Annotated in this window: 18 protein-coding genes and 1 tRNA gene; 9 read left to right on the top strand and 10 right to left on the bottom strand. The window is 62.6% G+C overall.

The annotated features are described in order from the left end of the window. Positions 1 to 46: 46 nt before the first annotated feature. The 8 genes from BKN05_RS01525 to BKN05_RS01490 form a co-directional block, all read right to left on the bottom strand. Positions 47 to 874 (bottom strand): metal ABC transporter permease, encoded by an 828-nt coding sequence (locus tag BKN05_RS01525; RefSeq protein WP_005322960.1) that lies wholly within the window; start codon positions 872 to 874, stop codon positions 47 to 49. Further along, positions 874 to 1,704: a metal ABC transporter permease gene (locus tag BKN05_RS01520; RefSeq protein WP_049377866.1), complete on the bottom strand. Its 831-nt coding sequence runs from the start codon at positions 1,702 to 1,704 to the stop codon at positions 874 to 876. The genes BKN05_RS01525 and BKN05_RS01520 overlap by 1 nt, the downstream gene beginning before the upstream one ends. After that, on the bottom strand, positions 1,704 to 2,390 hold the full coding sequence (locus BKN05_RS01515) for a metal ABC transporter ATP-binding protein (RefSeq protein ID WP_005322958.1): 687 nt from the start codon (positions 2,388 to 2,390) through the stop codon (positions 1,704 to 1,706). Before BKN05_RS01515 ends, BKN05_RS01520 begins: the two co-directional genes overlap by 1 nt. Positions 2,391 to 2,396: 6 nt before the next feature. Next, on the bottom strand, positions 2,397 to 3,563 hold the full coding sequence (locus BKN05_RS01510) for a metal ABC transporter substrate-binding protein (protein ID WP_049377867.1): 1,167 nt from the start codon (positions 3,561 to 3,563) through the stop codon (positions 2,397 to 2,399). Positions 3,564 to 3,732: 169 nt separating this feature from the next. After that, complete coding sequence (locus BKN05_RS01505; protein WP_005322954.1) at positions 3,733 to 3,921, bottom strand: hypothetical protein; 189 nt, start codon at positions 3,919 to 3,921, stop codon at positions 3,733 to 3,735. Between the two features lie 91 nt (positions 3,922 to 4,012). Continuing rightward, positions 4,013 to 4,162: a hypothetical protein gene (locus tag BKN05_RS01500; protein WP_005322953.1), complete on the bottom strand. Its 150-nt coding sequence runs from the start codon at positions 4,160 to 4,162 to the stop codon at positions 4,013 to 4,015. Positions 4,163 to 4,177: 15 nt separating this feature from the next. Then, positions 4,178 to 5,146: a 1,4-dihydroxy-2-naphthoyl-CoA synthase gene (locus BKN05_RS01495; protein ID WP_034656212.1), complete on the bottom strand. Its 969-nt coding sequence runs from the start codon at positions 5,144 to 5,146 to the stop codon at positions 4,178 to 4,180. Between the two features lie 293 nt (positions 5,147 to 5,439). Beyond that, positions 5,440 to 5,901, bottom strand: a complete 462-nt coding sequence (locus tag BKN05_RS01490; protein ID WP_049377868.1) for a DIP1984 family protein — start codon at positions 5,899 to 5,901, stop codon at positions 5,440 to 5,442. A gap of 84 nt (positions 5,902 to 5,985) precedes the next feature. Between BKN05_RS01490 and BKN05_RS01485 the strand changes: the two genes are divergently transcribed. After that, positions 5,986 to 7,002, top strand: a complete 1,017-nt coding sequence (locus tag BKN05_RS01485; protein ID WP_049377882.1) for an o-succinylbenzoate synthase — start codon at positions 5,986 to 5,988, stop codon at positions 7,000 to 7,002. Between the two features lie 3 nt (positions 7,003 to 7,005). On the opposite strand, the gene BKN05_RS01480 is transcribed toward BKN05_RS01485, so the two are convergent. Continuing rightward, positions 7,006 to 7,917, bottom strand: coding sequence for a hypothetical protein (locus BKN05_RS01480; RefSeq protein WP_286687757.1), 912 nt, complete (start codon positions 7,915 to 7,917; stop codon positions 7,006 to 7,008). A gap of 218 nt (positions 7,918 to 8,135) precedes the next feature. Between BKN05_RS01480 and BKN05_RS01475 the strand changes: the two genes are divergently transcribed. From BKN05_RS01475 to BKN05_RS01450, 6 genes are all read left to right on the top strand, one after another. Then, positions 8,136 to 10,538 (top strand): ATP-binding cassette domain-containing protein, encoded by a 2,403-nt coding sequence (locus tag BKN05_RS01475; protein ID WP_286687756.1) that lies wholly within the window; start codon positions 8,136 to 8,138, stop codon positions 10,536 to 10,538. Between the two features lie 78 nt (positions 10,539 to 10,616). After that, positions 10,617 to 11,363 carry a hypothetical protein gene (locus BKN05_RS01470; protein ID WP_286687755.1) on the top strand — a complete coding sequence of 249 codons (747 nt, stop codon included), beginning with the start codon at positions 10,617 to 10,619 and terminating at the stop codon, positions 11,361 to 11,363. A 57-nt stretch (positions 11,364 to 11,420) separates the two neighbouring features. Further along, positions 11,421 to 13,043 carry a 2-succinyl-5-enolpyruvyl-6-hydroxy-3-cyclohexene-1-carboxylic-acid synthase gene (gene menD / locus BKN05_RS01465; RefSeq protein ID WP_286687754.1) on the top strand — a complete coding sequence of 541 codons (1,623 nt, stop codon included), beginning with the start codon at positions 11,421 to 11,423 and terminating at the stop codon, positions 13,041 to 13,043. Further along, entirely contained in the window at positions 13,044 to 13,514 is a 471-nt protein-coding gene (locus tag BKN05_RS01460) for a DUF3592 domain-containing protein (protein ID WP_286687753.1), read from the top strand. A 60-nt stretch (positions 13,515 to 13,574) separates the two neighbouring features. Then, entirely contained in the window at positions 13,575 to 14,774 is a 1,200-nt protein-coding gene (locus tag BKN05_RS01455; protein WP_225747350.1) for a glycosyltransferase family 4 protein, read from the top strand. Positions 14,775 to 14,785: 11 nt separating this feature from the next. Next, the gene (locus tag BKN05_RS01450) at positions 14,786 to 15,475 is read left to right on the top strand and encodes a demethylmenaquinone methyltransferase (protein WP_225746017.1); all 690 of its coding nucleotides are present in this window, start codon (positions 14,786 to 14,788) and stop codon (positions 15,473 to 15,475) included. Between the two features lie 33 nt (positions 15,476 to 15,508). On the opposite strand, the gene BKN05_RS01445 is transcribed toward BKN05_RS01450, so the two are convergent. Beyond that, complete coding sequence (locus tag BKN05_RS01445) at positions 15,509 to 16,774, bottom strand: geranylgeranyl reductase family protein (RefSeq protein ID WP_225746016.1); 1,266 nt, start codon at positions 16,772 to 16,774, stop codon at positions 15,509 to 15,511. A 98-nt stretch (positions 16,775 to 16,872) separates the two neighbouring features. Between BKN05_RS01445 and BKN05_RS01440 the strand changes: the two genes are divergently transcribed. Both BKN05_RS01440 and BKN05_RS01435 read left to right on the top strand, forming a co-directional pair. Continuing rightward, positions 16,873 to 17,877: a polyprenyl synthetase family protein gene (locus BKN05_RS01440; protein WP_225746015.1), complete on the top strand. Its 1,005-nt coding sequence runs from the start codon at positions 16,873 to 16,875 to the stop codon at positions 17,875 to 17,877. A gap of 110 nt (positions 17,878 to 17,987) precedes the next feature. Continuing rightward, positions 17,988 to 18,069: transfer RNA gene (locus BKN05_RS01435), tRNA-Tyr, on the top strand. Positions 18,070 to 18,345: the final 276 nt, after the last annotated feature.

Here is an 18,345-nt window from a genome sequence, read left to right as displayed (position 1 = left end):
GTTACCCGGGCATATCGCTCGTCCCGGGAGGCGGCGCGCCGGGCGTTTAGAGCAAGGCCCGCAGCCCCATGCTGAGCAAATAGAACACACCCGCCAGCACCGCGATGCAGCCGCCCGCCGACAAACTGAGTGCGGCCGCCAGCCAGAGCCCGCCGCATGCCAGCGCAATGCCCGCGATACCGGCACCGAGCATGAGCTGGGTCGGGCGCTTGATCCACGGCTGCAACGCCGCCGCCGGGGCTACCAGCAGCGCCAGGGACAAGATAGTGCCCACCGCGGGAATCACCACCACCATGGTCACGCTGATAAGCGTGAGGGTAAGCAAGTCATAGCAGCCGGGATTTCCACCTTGTGCGCGGAAGGACGTCTGGTCGAAGTAGAAGGAGACCAACGTCCGGCGAAATGCTACCAGCACGCCAAGGCTGACCACCACCAGGGCGCTGACAAACCAGACATCCTGCGCATTGACAGTGGTCAGCGAGCCCACGAGAAAGCTATCCACGTGGATAGGTAGCGGTTGGAACCAGCGCAGCAACAAGATGCCCAGGGAAAATCCCAGGGTGAGCGTCACGCCGGCGGCAGCGGTCGAAGAAATGCCCTCGACGGTACTCAACCACCGCATAAGCCAGGCCAAAGGTAGGCAGAACAGTGCCGCGCCCACCATCAAACCCGTGGAGAGATCCAAGCTCAGAAGGTTGGCCACCACTACGCCGAGCACCGCGCCGGGGAAGATTCCGTGCGACAGGCTCTCGGCGAAAAAGACGCGCTTGCCCATGACCATCAAGGTTCCAACCAAGCCAGATAAACATCCCACAGCAATGGCCTCAAGGAGGGGCATCCGCAGGATCTCTGGATCAAGATGAGACAGTCCCATTAGCTAAATACCCCCTTCAAGCCCGCTAGCGGCACGGTGACAACCAGCATCAAGCTGACGATTGCCTGCGGCGAAATCTGGTGCGCGGTTTGGGACAGCATGATGGCAAATCCCACCACCACTGCCAGCGTGGACAAGCCCGCAGCCCAGAAGCACATGCTGCGCGGGGATCCTGCGATCAAGCGCGCCGAGAGGCCTGGAATGACAATAAAACCGATAACCAGCAACACACCCACTGCCGAGCTAGCCGCCACCACGATTAGGCCAACCGCGACATTCGCAATGAGCTCATAAGCCGCCACGTTGACGCCCATGGCGCGGGCCGCTGCTGTATCGAAAGCGACGAGAATCTGCATGCGCCAGGTTGTCAGGATGAGCAGTGCCGCAATCACGCAGAGCGTGACGGAGGTTGCCAGCCTGGACTGCGTGACGTCGAGAAGCCGGCCAAACATGAGCGCCTCCAGCTGCCCGGACTTGTCGCCATAGGCCAAACTGATGACCACGCCGATGCCGTACATGAAGGTCAGCACCACGGCCGTTCCGGCTTCTATATCCAGCTTCCGCGCTGACTGGCGCCGCCCAGAACCCAGAGAAGCCAGCACCAGCACCGTCACCGTGGCCACCGCGGCCGCACCCGGCACGATGCCCGGGATGCCGCCCACGATGAGCCCTACCACGATGCCTGGAAAAACCGAGTGCACGAGGGCTTCCACCGTAAATTCCATGCGGCGGAGATTAACGAGGACGCTAATGACAGCCCCCACAATCGATAGGCACAGCAGGAAGAGGAAGGCATTGCGCAGGTACGGGGCGAAGAGAATCTGCTCCATTACAGTCGCGCACCTTGCTCCATATAGGTTTCCACTGCTTCCTCGGTTCCCATGGTGTGGACCTTGCCGTCGAGCACAAACGCCGCCCAGTCGCAGGTGTGCTGCGCCAAGATGGGGTCGTGAGTGGAGACGAGCAGGGCGATTCCTGCTTCCTTGAGATCCGCAATGATCTGAATCAGGATTCGGCGGCTTTCTTGATCAAGCCCGTTGAAGGGTTCGTCGAGAAGCACCAGCTCCGGGGCCGAAACCAACGCGCGCGCGATGAGCACGCGCTGGCGCTGCCCTCCCGAGAGCTGGCCAAACCGCGTCTCGGCGAGGTGCTCCATCCCCACTTGTCGCAGGGCATTGAGTACATGGCCGCGATAGCTACGCATGCTCGTGCACCTATGCCACCAGCTCACTGATGGCAAAAGGCCCATTTCCACGACCTTGTAAGCCGTGACGGGAAAACTCAGGTCGGAGTCTTGGTACTGCGGGACGTAGCCGAGCGAGGCGTCGATGGTGGCCATGCCGCGCAAGGCAGCCAGGCCAGTGATTGCCTTGAGCAGCGTAGACTTGCCCGCGCCGTTGGCCCCCAGGAGCGCCACGGCCTCGCTCGCGCGGATCTCAAGATCAACGTCGGTGAGGATATCCCGGGCGCCATAGCCGCAGGTGGCATTGCGCAGAGTGATTAATGGGGAAGACATATAGAGCTACTTGCGCTTGGCGACGTCGAATGCCTGCAGCGATTCCGGCAACGGTTGCTGTTCGGAGTCCCAGGCGCTGACCAGGGTGTTGATGTTGTGGACGATGGATCCGATGTAGGTCTCGCCCTCACTGCCTGGCACACCTAGCGAGTCGCCGTACAAAGCGTCGTCGGATGTAACCGCCTTGACGCCTGCGGCGCGGGCGATGGCCTCGATGGACTTCGAGCTGTTGGAATTCTCCGCAAAGATGGCCTTGGCACCGGACTCGCGGATCTGCTTTGCCTGCTCGTCGATGTGGCGCGAGGTGGCGTCCTGCTGGTTGTTGAAGTCAGACAGTGCGGAGCCGATGAACTTCACGCCGTATGCGTTTGAGAAGTAGCCGAAGGCGTCGTGGGAAGAGAAGAGCACGCGGTCTTGCTCAGGAACTGCGGACATGGAATCGCTGGCCCACTTGTCGAGGTCCTCCAACTGGTCGGTGTACTTCTTGCCGGCGGCGGTGAAGGCGTCCTTGGCCTGCGGGGAGGCCTGGGACAACGTGTTGACGATGTTGTCGACCTGAATCTTGGCCTGCTTCGGGGAGGTCCACACGTGCGGGTCGTACTTGAATTCTGGGGCCTCGCCGTCCTCCCCCGGGAAAGGCCACGGGCGCGGGCTCACGTGCTCGATGCCCTCGTCGATGGTGTACTTGCCGTTGCCATCGCCCATACCTTCGCTCTTGACGCCCGAGGTCACGGCCATGACGCCGTGGAAGCCGGAGGAGTCCACGGCTTGGTCGAGGAAGTGCTCGAGGTCGACTCCGTTGACGAACATGTAGTCGGCCTGGGAGAGCGCCTGCATCTGCTGTGGGGTCATCTCGTGCTCGTGGGCGCTGGCGTTGGGGGCGAGCAAACAGGTGAGGTCGAGGGTCACTGGGCCCTCGCCGGAGTTGGTCTCCGCACCCTGGGAGTCGACCTTGTGGAGCTTGAGGCCGCCGGCGGCTACCTGGGTGAGGTAGTCGCAGATCTGGGTAGTCGTGGCCACGGCCTTGACGGTGTCGCCGTCCTTCGGCTTTGCAGCGTCGATGGATTCCTTCGAGGCGCTGCAAGCGGCGAGGCTGGCGCCGAGTGCGAGGGCGCAGGTGCCTGCGAGAATGCGCTGTAGGGGCCGGCGTGGGGTGCTGTGATTTGAGCTCATAATGAACTTCCTTTGCATTAGGAGAAGTGAACTCAACAAACACTAGCACCCTTGAACTAGATTGTTCAACGTAATGAACTTAGGTGGTCCTATCTCTTCCTTAAGCTGCCAAAATTTAAAAATGCCTCTCACTTCAATGAGTGAAGTGAGAGGCTAGGAAGCGGTGGCCTTATTTGGCTACTTTTGCCTTTTTGCTGAAGGGGAGCTGATCCAGGGAGCGTATGCCGGGGCCGGCGGCGAGCATCAGGCCCGCGACGGCGACGGTCCATTCGGAGAACTTTTGCCAGCCCTGGGCGATGAGAATTACGCCCAGGGCGACGCGTGCTGCGAGCATGACGAATGAGTTGCAGAGTTTCATGTTCGACACTTTAAGTATTAACTATGGGCATGTCCACAATTGCTTGAGATGTCTCACTCCGGTCCGAGGGCGTCCCACGCCATTTACTCCGCTACATGTATGGATTGCGCGGGGTGTCCTCCTGATCGAAGGGACGCTCCCCGCTGTCCTGCGCATCCTTGATACGCTTGAGCATCCACACTCGCGAGACGATGACGCCCGCCAGTGCAAGTGTGGCCAAGCCGATGGCGAAAATCCACATCGTGCTAACTCCTGGCTAGTAGTAATACGGGAACTGCTCCCACTGCGGGTCGCGCTTTTCGAGGAATGCTTCTTTGCCCTCGACGGCCTCGTCGGTCATGTACGCCAGGCGGGTCGCCTCGCCGGCGAAGACCTGCTGGCCCATGAGGCCGTCATCGGTCAGGTTGAAAGCGAACTTCAGCATGCGCTGGGCTGTTGGGGACTTGCCGTTGATTTCGCGGCCCATCTGGATTGCGGCGTCTTCCAAGTCGGCGTGATCGACAACCTCATTGACCGCGCCCATCTCATACATCCGCTGGGCATCGTAGGTGCGGCCCAAGAAGAAGATTTCGCGGGCGAATTTCTGGCCCACCATCTTGGCCAGGTACGCCGAGCCATAGCCGGCGTCGAAGGATCCCACGTCCGCGTCCGTCTGCTTGAAGCGCGCTTCTTGGCGGGAGGCGACCGTCATATCGCAGACCACGTGCAGCGAGTGTCCGCCGCCGGCCGCCCAACCATTGACCACGGCGATGACCACCTTGGGCATGGTGCGGATAAGGCGTTGCACCTCGAGGATATGCAGGCGGCCGCCCTCCACCTTCTCGCGGGCGGTGTCCACAGTGGATTCATCCGCGGTGGCATCATCGTGGGCGTGCTCGGTGGCGTATCGGTATCCGGAGCGGCCGCGAATGCGCTGGTCGCCGCCGGAACAAAACGCCCAGCCGCCGTCCTTTTCGGAGGGGCCATTGCCGGTGAGCAAAATCGTGCCCACATCCGGCGTGCGGCGGGCGTGGTCGAGGGCGCGGTAGAGCTCGTCTACGGTATGCGGGCGAAACGCATTGCGCACCTCCGGGCGGTCGAAGGCGATGCGCACGATGCCGTTCTTGCGGCCCTCGCCGTTGAGCCGGTGGTAGGTGATATCCGTCAGGTCCTCAAAACCTTCTACGGCATGCCACAATTCCGGCCGGAACGGATTATCGGTGCTGTATTTTTTCTGCTCGCTCATGACGGCCAGCTTAGTGGCAAAAGAAGAATAGTCCCCATTCCCAACCCTCACCCACACACGCTGCCCAGCAGGCTGGTAATAATCAATACGCGATACTGCGAGGTTGTTGCCCCGCATAATACCCGTGTACGCCGTACCAGCGCGGTACTCCATGCCATGGGGAGACTCGAACTCCCCGCCCCTTAAAGCGCTAAAGGGGGCCTGTGTCCCAGGATTTTCCCCTCCAGGGTGGGGGCCTGCTCGCTGCAGGTGTGTGGGCTACCATCGCGCGCTTTAAGCAGCGCGCGATATGACTATCCGTTTTTCAGTTCGGTATTCCAGTTCAGCTGCTGGATGCGGGTATCCAGCTCGCGGTACTGCTTAGACAAATCATCGACGCGCTTGCGCAGCTCCGCCACCGGGATGGTGGAGACAAACTTGATCTCGGTGCGGGAATAACGATCCGAGCGCGTGCCCGCCCGCTGCGCTAGGTCGTGGTAGATGCGGCGCTTGCGCAAGAGGCCGTCGCGAAGCGCGAGGGCTTCCATCAAGTTCCTCTTCTCATCAAAGGCGGTGGCGATATTCGTCGCATTGATGGCCTGCACCAGCTCATCGATGCGCCCGGCCACGCCGTCAAGCTCGCGCAGTAGTGCCTGCGGATCCTCATCCGGGGTATCGCCCTCCTGCACGCGGGCCACGGTGAGCAGCCGCTCGTGCAGGCTATTGAGGCGCTCCTGCGCCTGGGCGCGCTCCGCCAATGCCTCAGCTAGCAGCATAATTCCTCCTCTATTGGTATGGGTTCCCAAAATAGCGCAGAGCGGGGGAGGGGTCAACGGCTAGCGGGCGCTACCATGAAGGCCATGCATATCGATGACGTCCTCGACCGCGCCCACGTAGTCTCCCTCCCGCTCGCCGTGCGTTTCCGCGGCATTACCACTAGGGAGGCCCTGCTCATCGATGGCCCGGCCGGATGGGGCGAATTCGCGCCCTTCCTGGAATACGGCCCGGCCGAGTCCGCCGCGTGGCTGCGCGCCGGGCTCGAGGCCGCCTACGAGGGCTTCCCGGAGCCGGTGCGCGATTCCATCGAGGTCAACGCCACCATCCCAGCCGTACCCGCCAGCGAGGTCCCGGCCGTGGTGGAGCGCTACCCCGGCTGCCGCACCTTCAAAATCAAGGTAGCGGAGAAGGGGCACACGCTTGCCGACGACGCCGCTCGCGTCCGCGCCGTCCGCGACGCCGTCACCCAACGCGGCGATATCCCTATCCTGCGCGTGGACGCCAACGGCGGCTGGACCGTCGATGAGGCGGTCGAGGCCGCGCAGATGATGATGCCGCTGGATTATATGGAACAGCCCTGCGCCACCACCGAGGAACTCGCCCAGGTGCGCGGCCGCCTTATGCGCGCCGGCCTCTTTGTGCGCGTCGCCGCCGATGAATCCATTCGCAAGGTCGCCGACCCGTACCGCGTCGCCGAGTTGCAGGCCGCAGATGTTGCCGTGGTCAAGCCCGCCCCGCTCGGCGGCGTGCGCCGCGTCCTCGAGGTGGCCCAACACCTGCGCCAGCGCCATATGGATATCACAGTGGCCTCCGCGCTCGATACCTCCATTGGCATCAATATGGGCCTTGCAGCCGTCGCCGCGCTTCCGCGCATCTACGACGACGAGGACATCGACGTCACCCCGGCCGCCGCCGGTCTTGCCACCGGCTCCCTTTTCGAAGAGGATGTCACCGCCCCGCGCCCGCTTGTCGATGGCCACCTTCCCGCCGATATCCTCGCCCCCGACCCAGACCGCCTCGCTGCACTCGCCGCCCCCGCCGACCGCCGCGATTGGTGGTTCGACCGCGTTCGTGCTTGCTGGCCGCACCTTGCTGACTAGGGCCTAGAGCAAGCTCTGGTGAAACCTCCACGCCGGAGTTGCCATTGCGCGGCGCACCTTCTGCGGCTTGTTCTTTAGCCCGCGCACACTGCGCCGATGCGCCACCGTTTCCTGCACCGTCTCCACCACCAGCTTGAGGTGGTAGTCGGTGCATTCATCCGTAAACTTCAGTGGCGCCCACCCGTGTTGCACCGCATGATTGGTCTTCCATGTCCCGATGAGGAATTCCCGGTGATTATTCTCCGGCGTGTGATAGTAAAGCGAGTCCAAGTCCACCACGGTCGTTCCCGCTTCGAAGCCTAAATCCCAGGTGTACGGTCCCAGCCGGAAATTCGGCACCGGCTTGAGACCTACCCGCCGCATCTCGCGAAACATCCGCTGCTCCCACTTAGACGCCGTCCCCACCGGCGCCCTTTCTGCTAACTCGCGCACCGCGTCCCGTTTCTTGCTGGTCACCAGCTCTAAATCGGCCGCGAACCGTCCCCTCCCGTTGAGCCCGCGATACGCTTGCGCCAGTGCCTCTTTGAGCAGCCACTCGCCGCAGCGCTCAAAGCTTAGGGCATCTGCCACCGCTTGCGCCGGCAACGCCATCCGCACGCCTTTCACCCGATTTGCTGGTACCGGCCGCGACCTCACCGTTCGCACCAGCTCATTCGCATGTGTCCGGCAATTGTTATCCACCCGAATTGTTGCCGGCAGCTGCACCTCACAAAAGCCGTACGCCGCTAGCGTCGCCGTCCCTGTAAATACCGCATCCGGATAAAGCTGCGCTATTGCGGCAACCTTGTCCCTAGTACTCGCCTCCACCGCGACGTAACAATTGCGCCGCAAGCGTAACAGCGTTCCCTCACTAATCCTGCTGCGGATTTGATAGTCAGTAAGGCCTAAATCTAGTAATTCATTTCTCGTCCACATGACTCATTGGACTGGAAATCTCCCGGAAAGGTTCCACCTTCTTAGCTTCAACGATTTCGTCCATCTAAAACACCTAAATCGTCGACGATTTTCGCCATATGTATGGACGAAATCGTTGAAAACCGGTGAACCGGGAAAAGAGAACCGCGAACCGCTTAAGGAGACTGCTGTCAGACTTCAAACTGCCCAACCCGCCGCCTGTGCGTACGCTAGAGGACATGTCTACTATCAAGGTCCGCGATGCCCACCTGCACAATCTGCGCAACGTCGACGTCGATATGCCCCGCGGCAAGCTCGTTGCGGTCACGGGTGTGTCTGGTTCGGGCAAGTCTTCGCTGGCTTTCGGCACGATTCACGGCGAAGGTCAACGCCGCTACCTCGAATCGGTAGCGCCCTTCGCCCGCCGCCTCATTAGCTCGGCCGTCGACCCGCAGGTCAGCCAGGTAGAGGGCCTACCGCCGACGGTCGCGCTGCAGCAATCGACCTCCGGCGGTGGTGCGCGCTCCACGGTCGGCACGGTCTCCGCGCTTTCGAATAGCGTGCGCCTGCTTTATTCGCGCGCCGGGGATAACCCGGAGGGCCTGTACTCGGATTCTTTCTCTCCGAATACCCCGGAGGGCATGTGCCCGCAGTGCCATGGCACGGGCGTGGTGCATGAGCCCACCGAGGAGTCCATGGTCCCAGATCCCACCCTCTCCATCGAGGAAGGCGCCATCCAGGCGTGGCCCGGTGCCTGGGCCGGCAAGAACTTCCACGACATCTTGATGAACTTGGGTTATGACCTGGATTCGCCGTGGCAGGACCTGCCGCAAGAGGACCGCGACTGGATCCTCTTTACGGAAGAGCGCCCCGTTGTCACGGTCAAGCCCCTGCGTGGCAAGGATCAGATTCAGCGCAATTATGAGGGCACGTGGCGCTCGGTGGCCAGCTACCTCAATAAGACGCTGGCGGAGACCCAATCGGATACGCTGCGCAAGCGCACCCTGTCCTATATGGAATCCCGCGAGTGCGAGACTTGTGGCGGCCGCCGCCTCAACCCGGCCGCGCTGAAGGTGACCTATGCGGGCATGCCGATTGATGAGCTGGGCGCGCTGCCGCTGGATAGGGTGCATGAGGTGCTCAGCAAGCAGAACCCGGAGGAGAACTCGGCCGAGGATTTGCTGCTCAAACAGATTCTTCCCGCCTTGACCTCGGCGCTGGAGCTCGGCTTGGCGCACCTAAGCCTGGATCGGCCGACGCAAAGCCTATCCGGCGGCGAGATGCAGCGCATCCGTCTGGCAGCGCAGCTGCGCTCCGGTCTCTTTGGCGTGGCCTATGTGCTCGACGAGCCCTCGGCCGGCCTGCACCCCGATGAGCGCGACGCGGTCATGGATATGTGCCGCCGTTTCATCGCGGCCGGCAACTCCGTGCTCTTGGTGGAGCATGACATGGATTTGGTCGCGCAAGCGGACTGGCTCGTTGACGTCGGCCCGCTGGCCGGCGAGCGCGGCGGCAACGTGGTCTATTCGGGCCCAGTCGAAGACTATGACGCGGACACCCCTACCGCCAATGCGCTGGCTCACCGCACGCTCGCGCTTGCCGACGACCCCCGCACCCCCTCCTCCCACCTCGCCCTCCGCGGCATTAACGCACGCAGCATCGACAACGTGGATGTGGACTTTGGCTTGGGCCAATTCACGGCGGTCGCCGGTGTCTCCGGCTCGGGCAAGTCCACCCTGGTCAGCACGGTGCTGGCTGGGCTGTTGCGAGAGTCCGCTACGGCCGTTTCCGATGAGGAAGAGACCGAGGATAAGGGCTGGTCCGTGGAGAGCACGGAGGGCTTTGACCGAGTCAAGCGCGTCGTGCAGATTACCCAGAAGCCCATTGGCCGCACCCCGCGTTCCACGCTGGCAACCTATACCGGGCTTTTCGATAACGTTCGCAAGCTCTTCGCCTCCACCGACGAGGCTAAACAGCGCAAATGGACGGTCTCGCGCTTTTCCTACAACGTAAAACAGGGCCAGTGCCCCACCTGCGGCGGCGCGGGCAAGATCGAGGTGGAGCTGGTCTTCTTGCCGGGCTCGTACACCACATGTCCAGAATGCGGCGGTGCCCGCTTCAATGAGGAGACCTTGGAGGTGACCTGGCAGGGCCGCACCATCGCGGACATCTTGGAGCTGACCGTGGACGAGGCCGCAGAGGTCTTTGCCGAGGAAGAAAAGATTTACCGCGCCATCGCCACGTTGCAGGCCGTCGGCCTGGGCTACCTCCGCTTGGGCCAGGGCGCGCCGGAGCTGTCCGGCGGCGAGGCTCAGCGCATCAAGCTGGCCACGGAGCTGCAGCGCTCCCGCAACTCGCGTCGCGGCCACACGGTCTATCTGCTGGATGAGCCCACCACGGGCCTGCACCCAGCCGATATCGACCTGCTCAATACCGAGCTGCACAAGCTGGCGGATGCGGGCCATACGGTAATCGTCGTCGAGCATGATCTTTCGGTTATGGCGAATGCGGATCGCATCATTGAGATGGGGCCGGGCGCTGGCGAAGATGGCGGCCGCATCATCGCGGATGCCACCCCGGCGCAGGTTGCCGCAGAGGATACCGCCACGGGCCGCGCCTTGAGTGCACGCCGAGCGCATTAAGCGGCGAGGCTTAGCTACCCGTTAGCTGTGGGAGACCTCTCTGGGATCTCACAGCAAAATGGGGTAGAGGTAGAGGGTATGACTACTAAAGGCCCTCATGGCGATAATAATGAAACCCGCAGCTGGTCCAGCCCGGCGGATGATGCCACGCGCCAGATTGGCCGCGTGCCCGATAATGCCGCCGGCCCCAACCGCGACCAAGCGCGCCGCGAGCACCCCAAGCAGTACTTCCCGGGAGAGCAGCAGCCGCAGAATGAGACTCGTCAATTCGATGCGGCCGCTGGCTATCAGCAGGGCTACGGTCAGCAGCAAAGCTACGGCCAGAACTATCAGCAGCCGGCCGGGCAGGCATATGGCCAGCAATACGCGCAGCAGCCCGAGTACGAGCCGGTGCCGTCGAACTATGATCCAGACCAGCCGGAAAAGCGCAAGAAGAAAGGCGGCGGTGGCGGGGCTATGGCCGGCGTCTTCGCAGCCATCGCGGTGCTTGCAGTACTGGCTGCGGCTGTGTTGTTTTTCCTGTGGCGCAATGCTGCGGACGAGGCGGATAAGCCGGACCCACAGCCGGTGACGGAAACGCTGACCACGGAGGTTCCCACCACCGTGACCCAGACCGAAGAGCCGGATACGCAGGATGAGAACTCCAATAAGCTGCCAAAGCTGCCGGACTTCCAAAATGACCTGCCGTCCGATATCCCGACCGAGTTGCCACCGGAGGTACAAGACCAGCTGGATAAGGGCAGCGACGTGGACATTGAGGGCCTCCTTAACGATCTGCTGGGCGGCGGCGAGCAGCCGGCCAGCCAGCAGGGCGCTCAGAACTAAGCGCCCAGCACCTGCCCGGTAAGGGAAATGGTGCGCGGGCAGGTAAAATCGGGCGGCATGAATGAATCGATGCAGTTGGCTGAGAAGGTAGCCGCCCAACTGGCGCGCCACCTCACGGATGTCGTCTTGTGCCCTGGTTCGCGCAACGCGCCGCTGTCGCTGGCGCTGTTGGCGCGTGATGATATCCGCGTACACACCCGCCTGGACGAGCGCGGGGGAGCGTTTACCGCCCTGGGCATGGCGCGGGTGCAGCGCCGCCACGTGGGCGTGGTGATGACCTCGGGAACTGCGGTGGCCAATACTCTGCCAGCCGTGGTGGAGGCACACTATTCCCATACGCCGCTGGCCATCATTAGCGCGGATCGGCCGGAGCGCCTGGTGGGCACGGGGGCGTCGCAGACCATCGAGCAGCAGGGCATCTTCGGCGTCTATGCGGATACCACCCAGGTCACCGACGCGGACGATATCGCGGCGATGGCCCAGCGTTTCCGCGAGGACCTACAGGTACACATCAATGTGGCCTTTGATGCCCCGCTTGTCGACGCCACCCTGCCGGACCACACCTCCGGCGACGGCGTGCGCGAGCCAGCACCGGCCTTTGTGGACCACGGTGAAGTGGCCGTGGACTTGAGCAAGAACACACTGGTCATTGCGGGCGATGAGGCCTGGGAGGTAGAAGGCCTCCAAGACGTGCCAACCATCGCAGAGCCGAGCGCGCCGGGCCCGTATCATCCGGTGCATCCAGCGGCGGCGCATATCTTCCGCAAGGCGCAGGTCTCCGCGAATGATTATGTGGTCAACACCAAGGTTGAACAGGTCATCGTCGTGGGGCATCCGACGCTGCACCGCAGCGTGCTAGCGCTGATGAATGACCCGGATATCGAGCTGGTGGTGCTCTCGCGCACCAAGGACTTCACCAACCAGCGCGGCGAAGAGGCCCGGCTTGGCACCACCGTCAAGGTCACCGGTGAGCCGAGCCGCGAGTGGATGAAGATCTGCGAAGGCGCAACCGATATGGCGGGACAAGCGGTGCGCGAGACCCTCGAGGATGAGGAACTGGGATTCACCGGTCTGCACGTCGCGGCCGCGGTGGGCGATACGCTCTCCGTCAATGACACCCTGGTGCTCGGCGCTTCGAATCCGGTGCGCGACGCCTCCATGGTGGGCCTGCCTTTCGACGGCGTGGATACGTACTCGCCGCGCGGGGCGGCCGGCATCGACGGAACCATCGCCCAGGCCATCGGCATTTCCTTGGCCACGCAATCGCTGGATCCCACAAATTGGCGTGCCCCACGCGTTATGGCGCTCATGGGGGATGTCACCTTCTTACATGACGCGAATAGCCTGCTCATCCCGGAAGACCAGGCACGACCGGAAAACCTCACCATCGTGGTGGCCAATGACAATGGTGGCGGCATCTTCGAGACTCTGGAACAAGGCGCCGATGCGCTGCGCGAGTCCTTCGAGCCGGCGTTTGGCACGCCGCATGGGGTGGACGTCGGCAAGCTGGCAGAAGCCTATGAGGCAGACTACCGTGAGGTGACCACCCCGCAGGAGCTATTGGATACGCTGGCGGAGCTGAAGGAATACTCCACCGGGATTACCGTCGTGGAGGCCAAGACCACCCGTGCCACGCGCCGGGCGCTCAATGAGAAGCTCACCGCAAAGGTAGGCCAGTAAGTGGCCCCGCCGCAGCATAAGCCGCACGCGGCCGTGGTGCCGCGCTATACGCCCGCGGTCTATCGCCGCCGCCTGCACCAGCTGACGCTGGCGCTGTATCTGGCCGCACTCGTGGGCGTGGTAGCGATGATCATCGGACCGGCGCTTAATGATCACACCATCGCCAGCCACCCCGCGCGCGCTTTGGCCACGGTCAAGGATGTGGGCGTGCTGCGCACCACGGTGGATTTCCAAGACAGTGAAGGGATTTACCACACCCCACAGCACGGGCTGCTCTATCCCAGTGGGCTGGGCGAGGGGCAGCAGGTGTGGGTGCAATATGCTCTCGATGACCCTGATCTGGTCAAGGTAGAGGGCCGCGAATGGACGCTGGCCATCATCCCGGCGCTCTCGGTAGGGGTGGTTGCCACGCTCATCGCGGCCGTGCTGTGGAAGCTGATTAGCTTCTTTACCCGCCGCGCGGAGAAATAATTAACCAAGATTTTCCGCTGGCTTCACCATAAACTTAAGAAAATGGGCCATGATGGTGGCATGCGTGTTGCGATCGTGGCTGAATCCTTCCTCCCCAATGTCAATGGTGTGACCAACTCCGTGCTGCGCGTTTTAGAGCACCTGCACGAGACCGGCCAGGAGGCCATCGTCATCGCGCCGGGCGCCCGTGAAGGACAGGAGGAAATTCCGGACTACCTAGGATTCCCCATCTACCGTGTGCCCACCGTGCGCGTACCGCTGGTGGATTCGCTGCCGGTGGGCGTGCCTACCACGGCGGTCGATGAGGCGCTGCGTGATTTCAAGCCGGATATCATCCACCTGGCCAGCCCCTTCGTGCTCGGCGCGGCTGGCGCTTTCTCCGCCCGCCAGCAGCGCGTGCCGGCCGTAGCGTTGTACCAGACCGATGTTGCCGGCTTTGCCACCAAGTACCATGCCTCCGCACTGGCCTATGGCGTGTGGGAGTGGCTGCGCACGATTCATAACTCCTGCCAGATGACGCTGGCGCCGTCCTCGCTGACCATCCGGGACTTGGAAAAGCACCACATTAAAAACGTGCGCCACTGGGGGCGTGGCGTGAACGCGGAACTCTTCCATCCCTCCAAGCGCTCTGACAAGCTGCGCCGCAGCTGGGATCCGAGCGGCACCAAGAACGTGGTGGGATTCGTTGGTCGTCTCGCCGCGGAAAAGGGCGTGCACCGCCTCTCGGCGCTCAACGGGCGCGAGGATATCCAGCTGGTCATCGTGGGCGATGGGCCGGAGCGCCCGCTGTTGGAAGCCCAGCTGCCCGGTGCCGTCTTTACCGGTGCGCTGTCTGGCGAAGACCTCGCCGCCGCCTATGCCTCCTTGGACGTCTTTGTCCACGCCGGCGAGTTCGAGACCTTCTGCCAGTCCATCCAGGAGGCGCAGGCCTCTGGCGTGCCGACTATCGGGCCGCGGGCCGGTGGCCCGGTAGACCTCATCAACGAGGGTTATAACGGACTGCTGCTGGAGGTAAAGACCTTTGTGGAAGACCTCCCCAATGCGGTGGACGCTCTGCTCAATCCGGAGATTCACCAAGAGATGCGGAACAATGCCCGAGAGTCCATTTCCTCCAAGACGTGGAAGGCGCTGTGTGAGCAGCTCGTGGGCTATTACGAAGAGGTACTGGAGGATACTCGCCGGGTGCCGCTGACCATTCTGGGCCAGCGTCCCGAGCTGCCGCGATGGGCGGCTCGTGCCCTTGGTGCCCGCGTAGCCTAGACTGATCATTTGTGTCTAAGGCAGATCTGGATAAAAAGCCCTTCGATGTGGCGCGCATGTTTGACGCCGTGGGCGAGAAATACGACCTCACCAATACCGTGCTGTCCTTTGGGCAGGACGCGCACTGGCGCAAGCGCACCCGCGAGCGTTTGAACCTTAAGCCGGGCGAGAAGGTCCTCGACCTTGCAGCGGGTACCGCCGTGTCCACCGTGGAACTTTCCAAGTCCGGTGCGTGGTGCGTGGCGTGTGATTTCTCCCGTGGCATGTTGGCCGCCGGCCGTGAGCGCAACGTGCCCAAGGTGGCTGGCGATGGCATGCAGCTGCCGTTTGCGGATAACACCTTTGACGCCGTGACCATCTCTTATGGCCTGCGCAATATCCACGACTTTGAGCTCGGCCTGCGCGAAATGGCGCGCGTGACCAAGCCGGGCGGGCGCCTTGCGGTGGCGGAGTTTTCCACCCCGGTGGTACCGATTTTTGGCACCGTGTACAAGGAATACTTGATGCGTCTGCTCCCGCCGGTAGCGCGCCTGGTCTCTTCTAACCCGGAGGCATATATCTACCTCGCGGAATCCATTCGCGCGTGGCCCGGGCAGGAGGAGCTTGCCGCGGTTATCAATCGCAATGGTTGGGCCGAGGCCGGCTGGCAGAACCTTACCTTCGGCATCGTGGCGCTGCACTCGGCGGTAAAGCCAGCCTAGGCGCCGCTCCTTCGCGCCCGGGGAAGCGGGGGACTATGCCGCGGTTGAATCCCAGAGGGGCGTATCGCGGCGAAGGGATGAGACCGTGCGGCCGGCGGCGCGCCAGGTGCGTGCGATGAGGTCGCGGTCATCGTCAGTAATGAGGTTGCCCATCAGGCGCGCGGCGGCCGGCATGAGTATGCGGCCGATGGGGCCGCGCAGGGCCAGTGGACCGGCCAGCGGTAGGAACTGCGGGTAGGTCAGAAGGCGCGCGGCCGTGCGGGCCAAGAGGAAGGACTCGCCGTAGTGCTCGCGCAAGACGGCTGGCCAGGCCAGGGTGAAATCCTTCGGGCCGAGCAGGGCTACGGCCAGCGCGGCGGTCTCCAAGCCATAATCGATGCCCTCGCCGTTGAGGGGGTTGATGCAGGCCGCGGCATCACCAATGATCATCCAATTGGCGCCGGCCACGTTAGACACCGCGCCGCCCATGGGCAGTAAGGCAGAGGTAACGTGCTCAATTTCCCCGAGTCCCCACTCGGTGCGCTGTTGGGTGGCGTAGAACTCGAGCAGCTTCTTGGTGTTGATCTTGGCGGGGCGCTGCGCGGTCGACAGCGCGCCGAGGCCGATATTGACCTGGCCTAGCTCGGAGCCGAGCGGGAAGATCCAACCGTAGCCGGGCTGCACCTCGCCTTCTTCGTCCTTGAGCTCAACGTGGGAGTGCATCCAGGGCTCAGTGGCATGCGTAGAGGAAGCATAGGAACGCGCGGCAATGCCATAGACCTCCTCGCGGTGCCAGGTGCGGCCGAGCTTCTTGCCAAAAGTAGAGCGCACGCCATCGGCCACGATGATCCACTTGGCATGCACGGTGGCCTCTCCCACGCGGAAGGAGGTCACGCGGTTGCCCTCGAGCACCGGATCGGTGGCAGGGGTGCCGGTGAGGAGGGTGGCGCCGGCTTTCCGGGCGGCGTCGGCAAGCAGGGCATCAAAGCGGTAGCGCGGTAGGGCCGTGCCCACCTGGGAGGGGTAGGTCTCCGGCCAAGGCGCGGTAATATCGCCGCCGTAGCCGTGCAGTTTCAGGCCGCGATTGCGGTAGGAGGCGTTGACCACAATGCCGAGCTCAGCAAGCTGGTGCATCGCGCGCGGGGTGAGCCCGTCGCCGCAGGTTTTATCGCGGGGAAACGTCGCGGAATCAATAAGGAGGGTGTCATAACCGGCGCGTGCGGCATGAATCGCGGCGGCGGCTCCGGCAGGCCCAGCGCCAATGATGGCGACCTCGACATAGGTTTGGGAATCGATCTGCTCCGACATGAGGACTATCATTGCATGAGTTCGACCCCTCGAGTGTGTTTAGGGGCGCAGTTTGGACTACGGTAGGTAATCGATTATCTCTGGCTTTTAGTTGCAAGGAACACTATTTAATGACTCACGGTCAATCGCATGCCACGCACGTGGATCTTGGTGATCCGCAGCTCAACGAGCGCATTGGTGCGGGCATGGAAGCAGTAGAAGACAAGCTGCGCAGTGAAATCGACCGCGGCCAGGACTTCTTAAAGGACAAGGTCAGCCACCTGTCTAAGGCCGGTGGCAAGCGCTTTCGCCCCATGATGGCGCTGCTGGCCTCCGAGTATGGTCCGCGTCCGGGCTGCGAAGAGGTTGTTAAGGCCGCCACCGTCGTGGAGATGGTGCACGTAGCTACCCTTTATCATGACGATGTCATGGATGAGGCGGACCGCCGCCGCGGCGTGGAATCTGCCAATTCGCGGTGGAATAACTCCGTGGCCATCCTCGCCGGCGATGCGCTCCTGGCACATGCCTCCCGCCTGATGAGTGAACTGGATACCCACACCGTGGCCCACTTTGCCGATACCTTTGAGGAGCTGGTGACCGGCCAGATGCGGGAGACCATCGGCGCGGGTGAGGCCAATGCCGTGGAGCACTACACGGCCGTTATCCGTGAAAAGACCGCGGTGCTCATCGCCTCTGCTGGCTACCTGGGTGCCTACCACTCCGGCGCCTCGGCCGAGCATGTCGCAGCCTTGCACCGCATTGGTGGTGCCATCGGCATGATCTTTCAGATTGTGGACGACGTCATCGACATCTTCTCTGACCCAAAGGAGTCCGGCAAGACCCCGGGCACGGACCTGCGCGAGGGCGTATTTACCCTGCCGGTTCTCTACGCCTTGGAAGAAGAGGGCGAAGTGGGCGACAAGCTGCGTGAGCTGCTTACTGGCCCGCTGCATTCCGACGCCGAGGTGGAGCGCGCCATCGAGCTCCTGCACCAGTCTGGCGGCCGTCAGAAGGCGCTGGAGGACATCAATGCCTACCTGCGCACGGTGGAGGAGCAACTCGCCGTGCTACCGGAGAACTCCGCGAGCCAGGCCTTGCGCCAACTGGCGGATTACACCGTGCGCCGCGTGGGCTAGCTGCTTGGCGATGCCCCCTTATTCCCGCCCCATTCGCCCCTACTACGCTGGCGATTTGTAGGTGGGAGGGTGGTTCGTAGTAAAGTACTTACTCGCACCACACAGTGCATGCCAGGTTGCCCGAGCGGCCAAAGGGAGCGGACTGTAAATCCGCCGGCATTGCCTTCAGAAGTTCGAATCTTCTACCTGGCACAACATACGAACCCCGCTCGAAGTATCGCGCGGGGTTCGTCGCATGCGGGGGATTTGCGTGTGGGGCTGGCTTATCGGGCTGGCTTTGGCGTTTAACCCGTTTCTGTTCACTAATCGTGGGTTAGTAAGGGCCTAAACGACTAAATGTGTTGTTTTACGGCGTGTCGAGTTAAACGCCAGATTGCGTTGGTGGAGTTGGGGTTTTAGCGTAGGTGGCCTTTGCGTATTCCGATAGAGTGGTTGTAGGCAGTGTCAATGGCGCTGTCGTAGGTTGCT

This window comes from Corynebacterium sp. S5S1 (assembly GCF_001913985.1).
Classification (GTDB): domain Bacteria; phylum Actinomycetota; class Actinomycetes; order Mycobacteriales; family Mycobacteriaceae; genus Corynebacterium; species Corynebacterium marquesiae.
This window is presented reverse-complemented; position numbering and strand designations above follow the sequence as displayed.

Excerpts from the sequence above, each read along its gene's own strand:
- BKN05_RS01525 (WP_005322960.1), bottom strand. The coding sequence starts at position 874 with ATGGGACTGTCTCATCTTGATCCAGAGATCCTGCGGATGCCCCTCCTT.
- BKN05_RS01455 (WP_225747350.1), top strand. The coding sequence starts at position 13,575 with ATGCGTGTTGCGATCGTGGCTGAATCCTTCCTCCCCAATGTCAATGGT.
- BKN05_RS01505 (WP_005322954.1), bottom strand. The coding sequence starts at position 3,921 with ATGAAACTCTGCAACTCATTCGTCATGCTCGCAGCACGCGTCGCCCTG.
- BKN05_RS01510 (WP_049377867.1), bottom strand. The coding sequence starts at position 3,563 with ATGAGCTCAAATCACAGCACCCCACGCCGGCCCCTACAGCGCATTCTC.
- BKN05_RS01515 (WP_005322958.1), bottom strand. The coding sequence starts at position 2,390 with ATGTCTTCCCCATTAATCACTCTGCGCAATGCCACCTGCGGCTATGGC.
- BKN05_RS01500 (WP_005322953.1), bottom strand. The coding sequence starts at position 4,162 with ATGTGGATTTTCGCCATCGGCTTGGCCACACTTGCACTGGCGGGCGTC.
- BKN05_RS01490 (WP_049377868.1), bottom strand. The coding sequence starts at position 5,901 with ATGCTGCTAGCTGAGGCATTGGCGGAGCGCGCCCAGGCGCAGGAGCGC.
- BKN05_RS01520 (WP_049377866.1), bottom strand. The coding sequence starts at position 1,704 with ATGGAGCAGATTCTCTTCGCCCCGTACCTGCGCAATGCCTTCCTCTTC.
- BKN05_RS01480 (WP_286687757.1), bottom strand. The coding sequence starts at position 7,917 with ATGTGGACGAGAAATGAATTACTAGATTTAGGCCTTACTGACTATCAA.
- BKN05_RS01440 (WP_225746015.1), top strand. The coding sequence starts at position 16,873 with ATGACTCACGGTCAATCGCATGCCACGCACGTGGATCTTGGTGATCCG.
- menD (WP_286687754.1), top strand. The coding sequence starts at position 11,421 with ATGAATGAATCGATGCAGTTGGCTGAGAAGGTAGCCGCCCAACTGGCG.
- BKN05_RS01475 (WP_286687756.1), top strand. The coding sequence starts at position 8,136 with ATGTCTACTATCAAGGTCCGCGATGCCCACCTGCACAATCTGCGCAAC.
- BKN05_RS01485 (WP_049377882.1), top strand. The coding sequence starts at position 5,986 with ATGCATATCGATGACGTCCTCGACCGCGCCCACGTAGTCTCCCTCCCG.
- BKN05_RS01445 (WP_225746016.1), bottom strand. The coding sequence starts at position 16,774 with ATGATAGTCCTCATGTCGGAGCAGATCGATTCCCAAACCTATGTCGAG.
- BKN05_RS01495 (WP_034656212.1), bottom strand. The coding sequence starts at position 5,146 with ATGAGCGAGCAGAAAAAATACAGCACCGATAATCCGTTCCGGCCGGAA.
- BKN05_RS01470 (WP_286687755.1), top strand. The coding sequence starts at position 10,617 with ATGACTACTAAAGGCCCTCATGGCGATAATAATGAAACCCGCAGCTGG.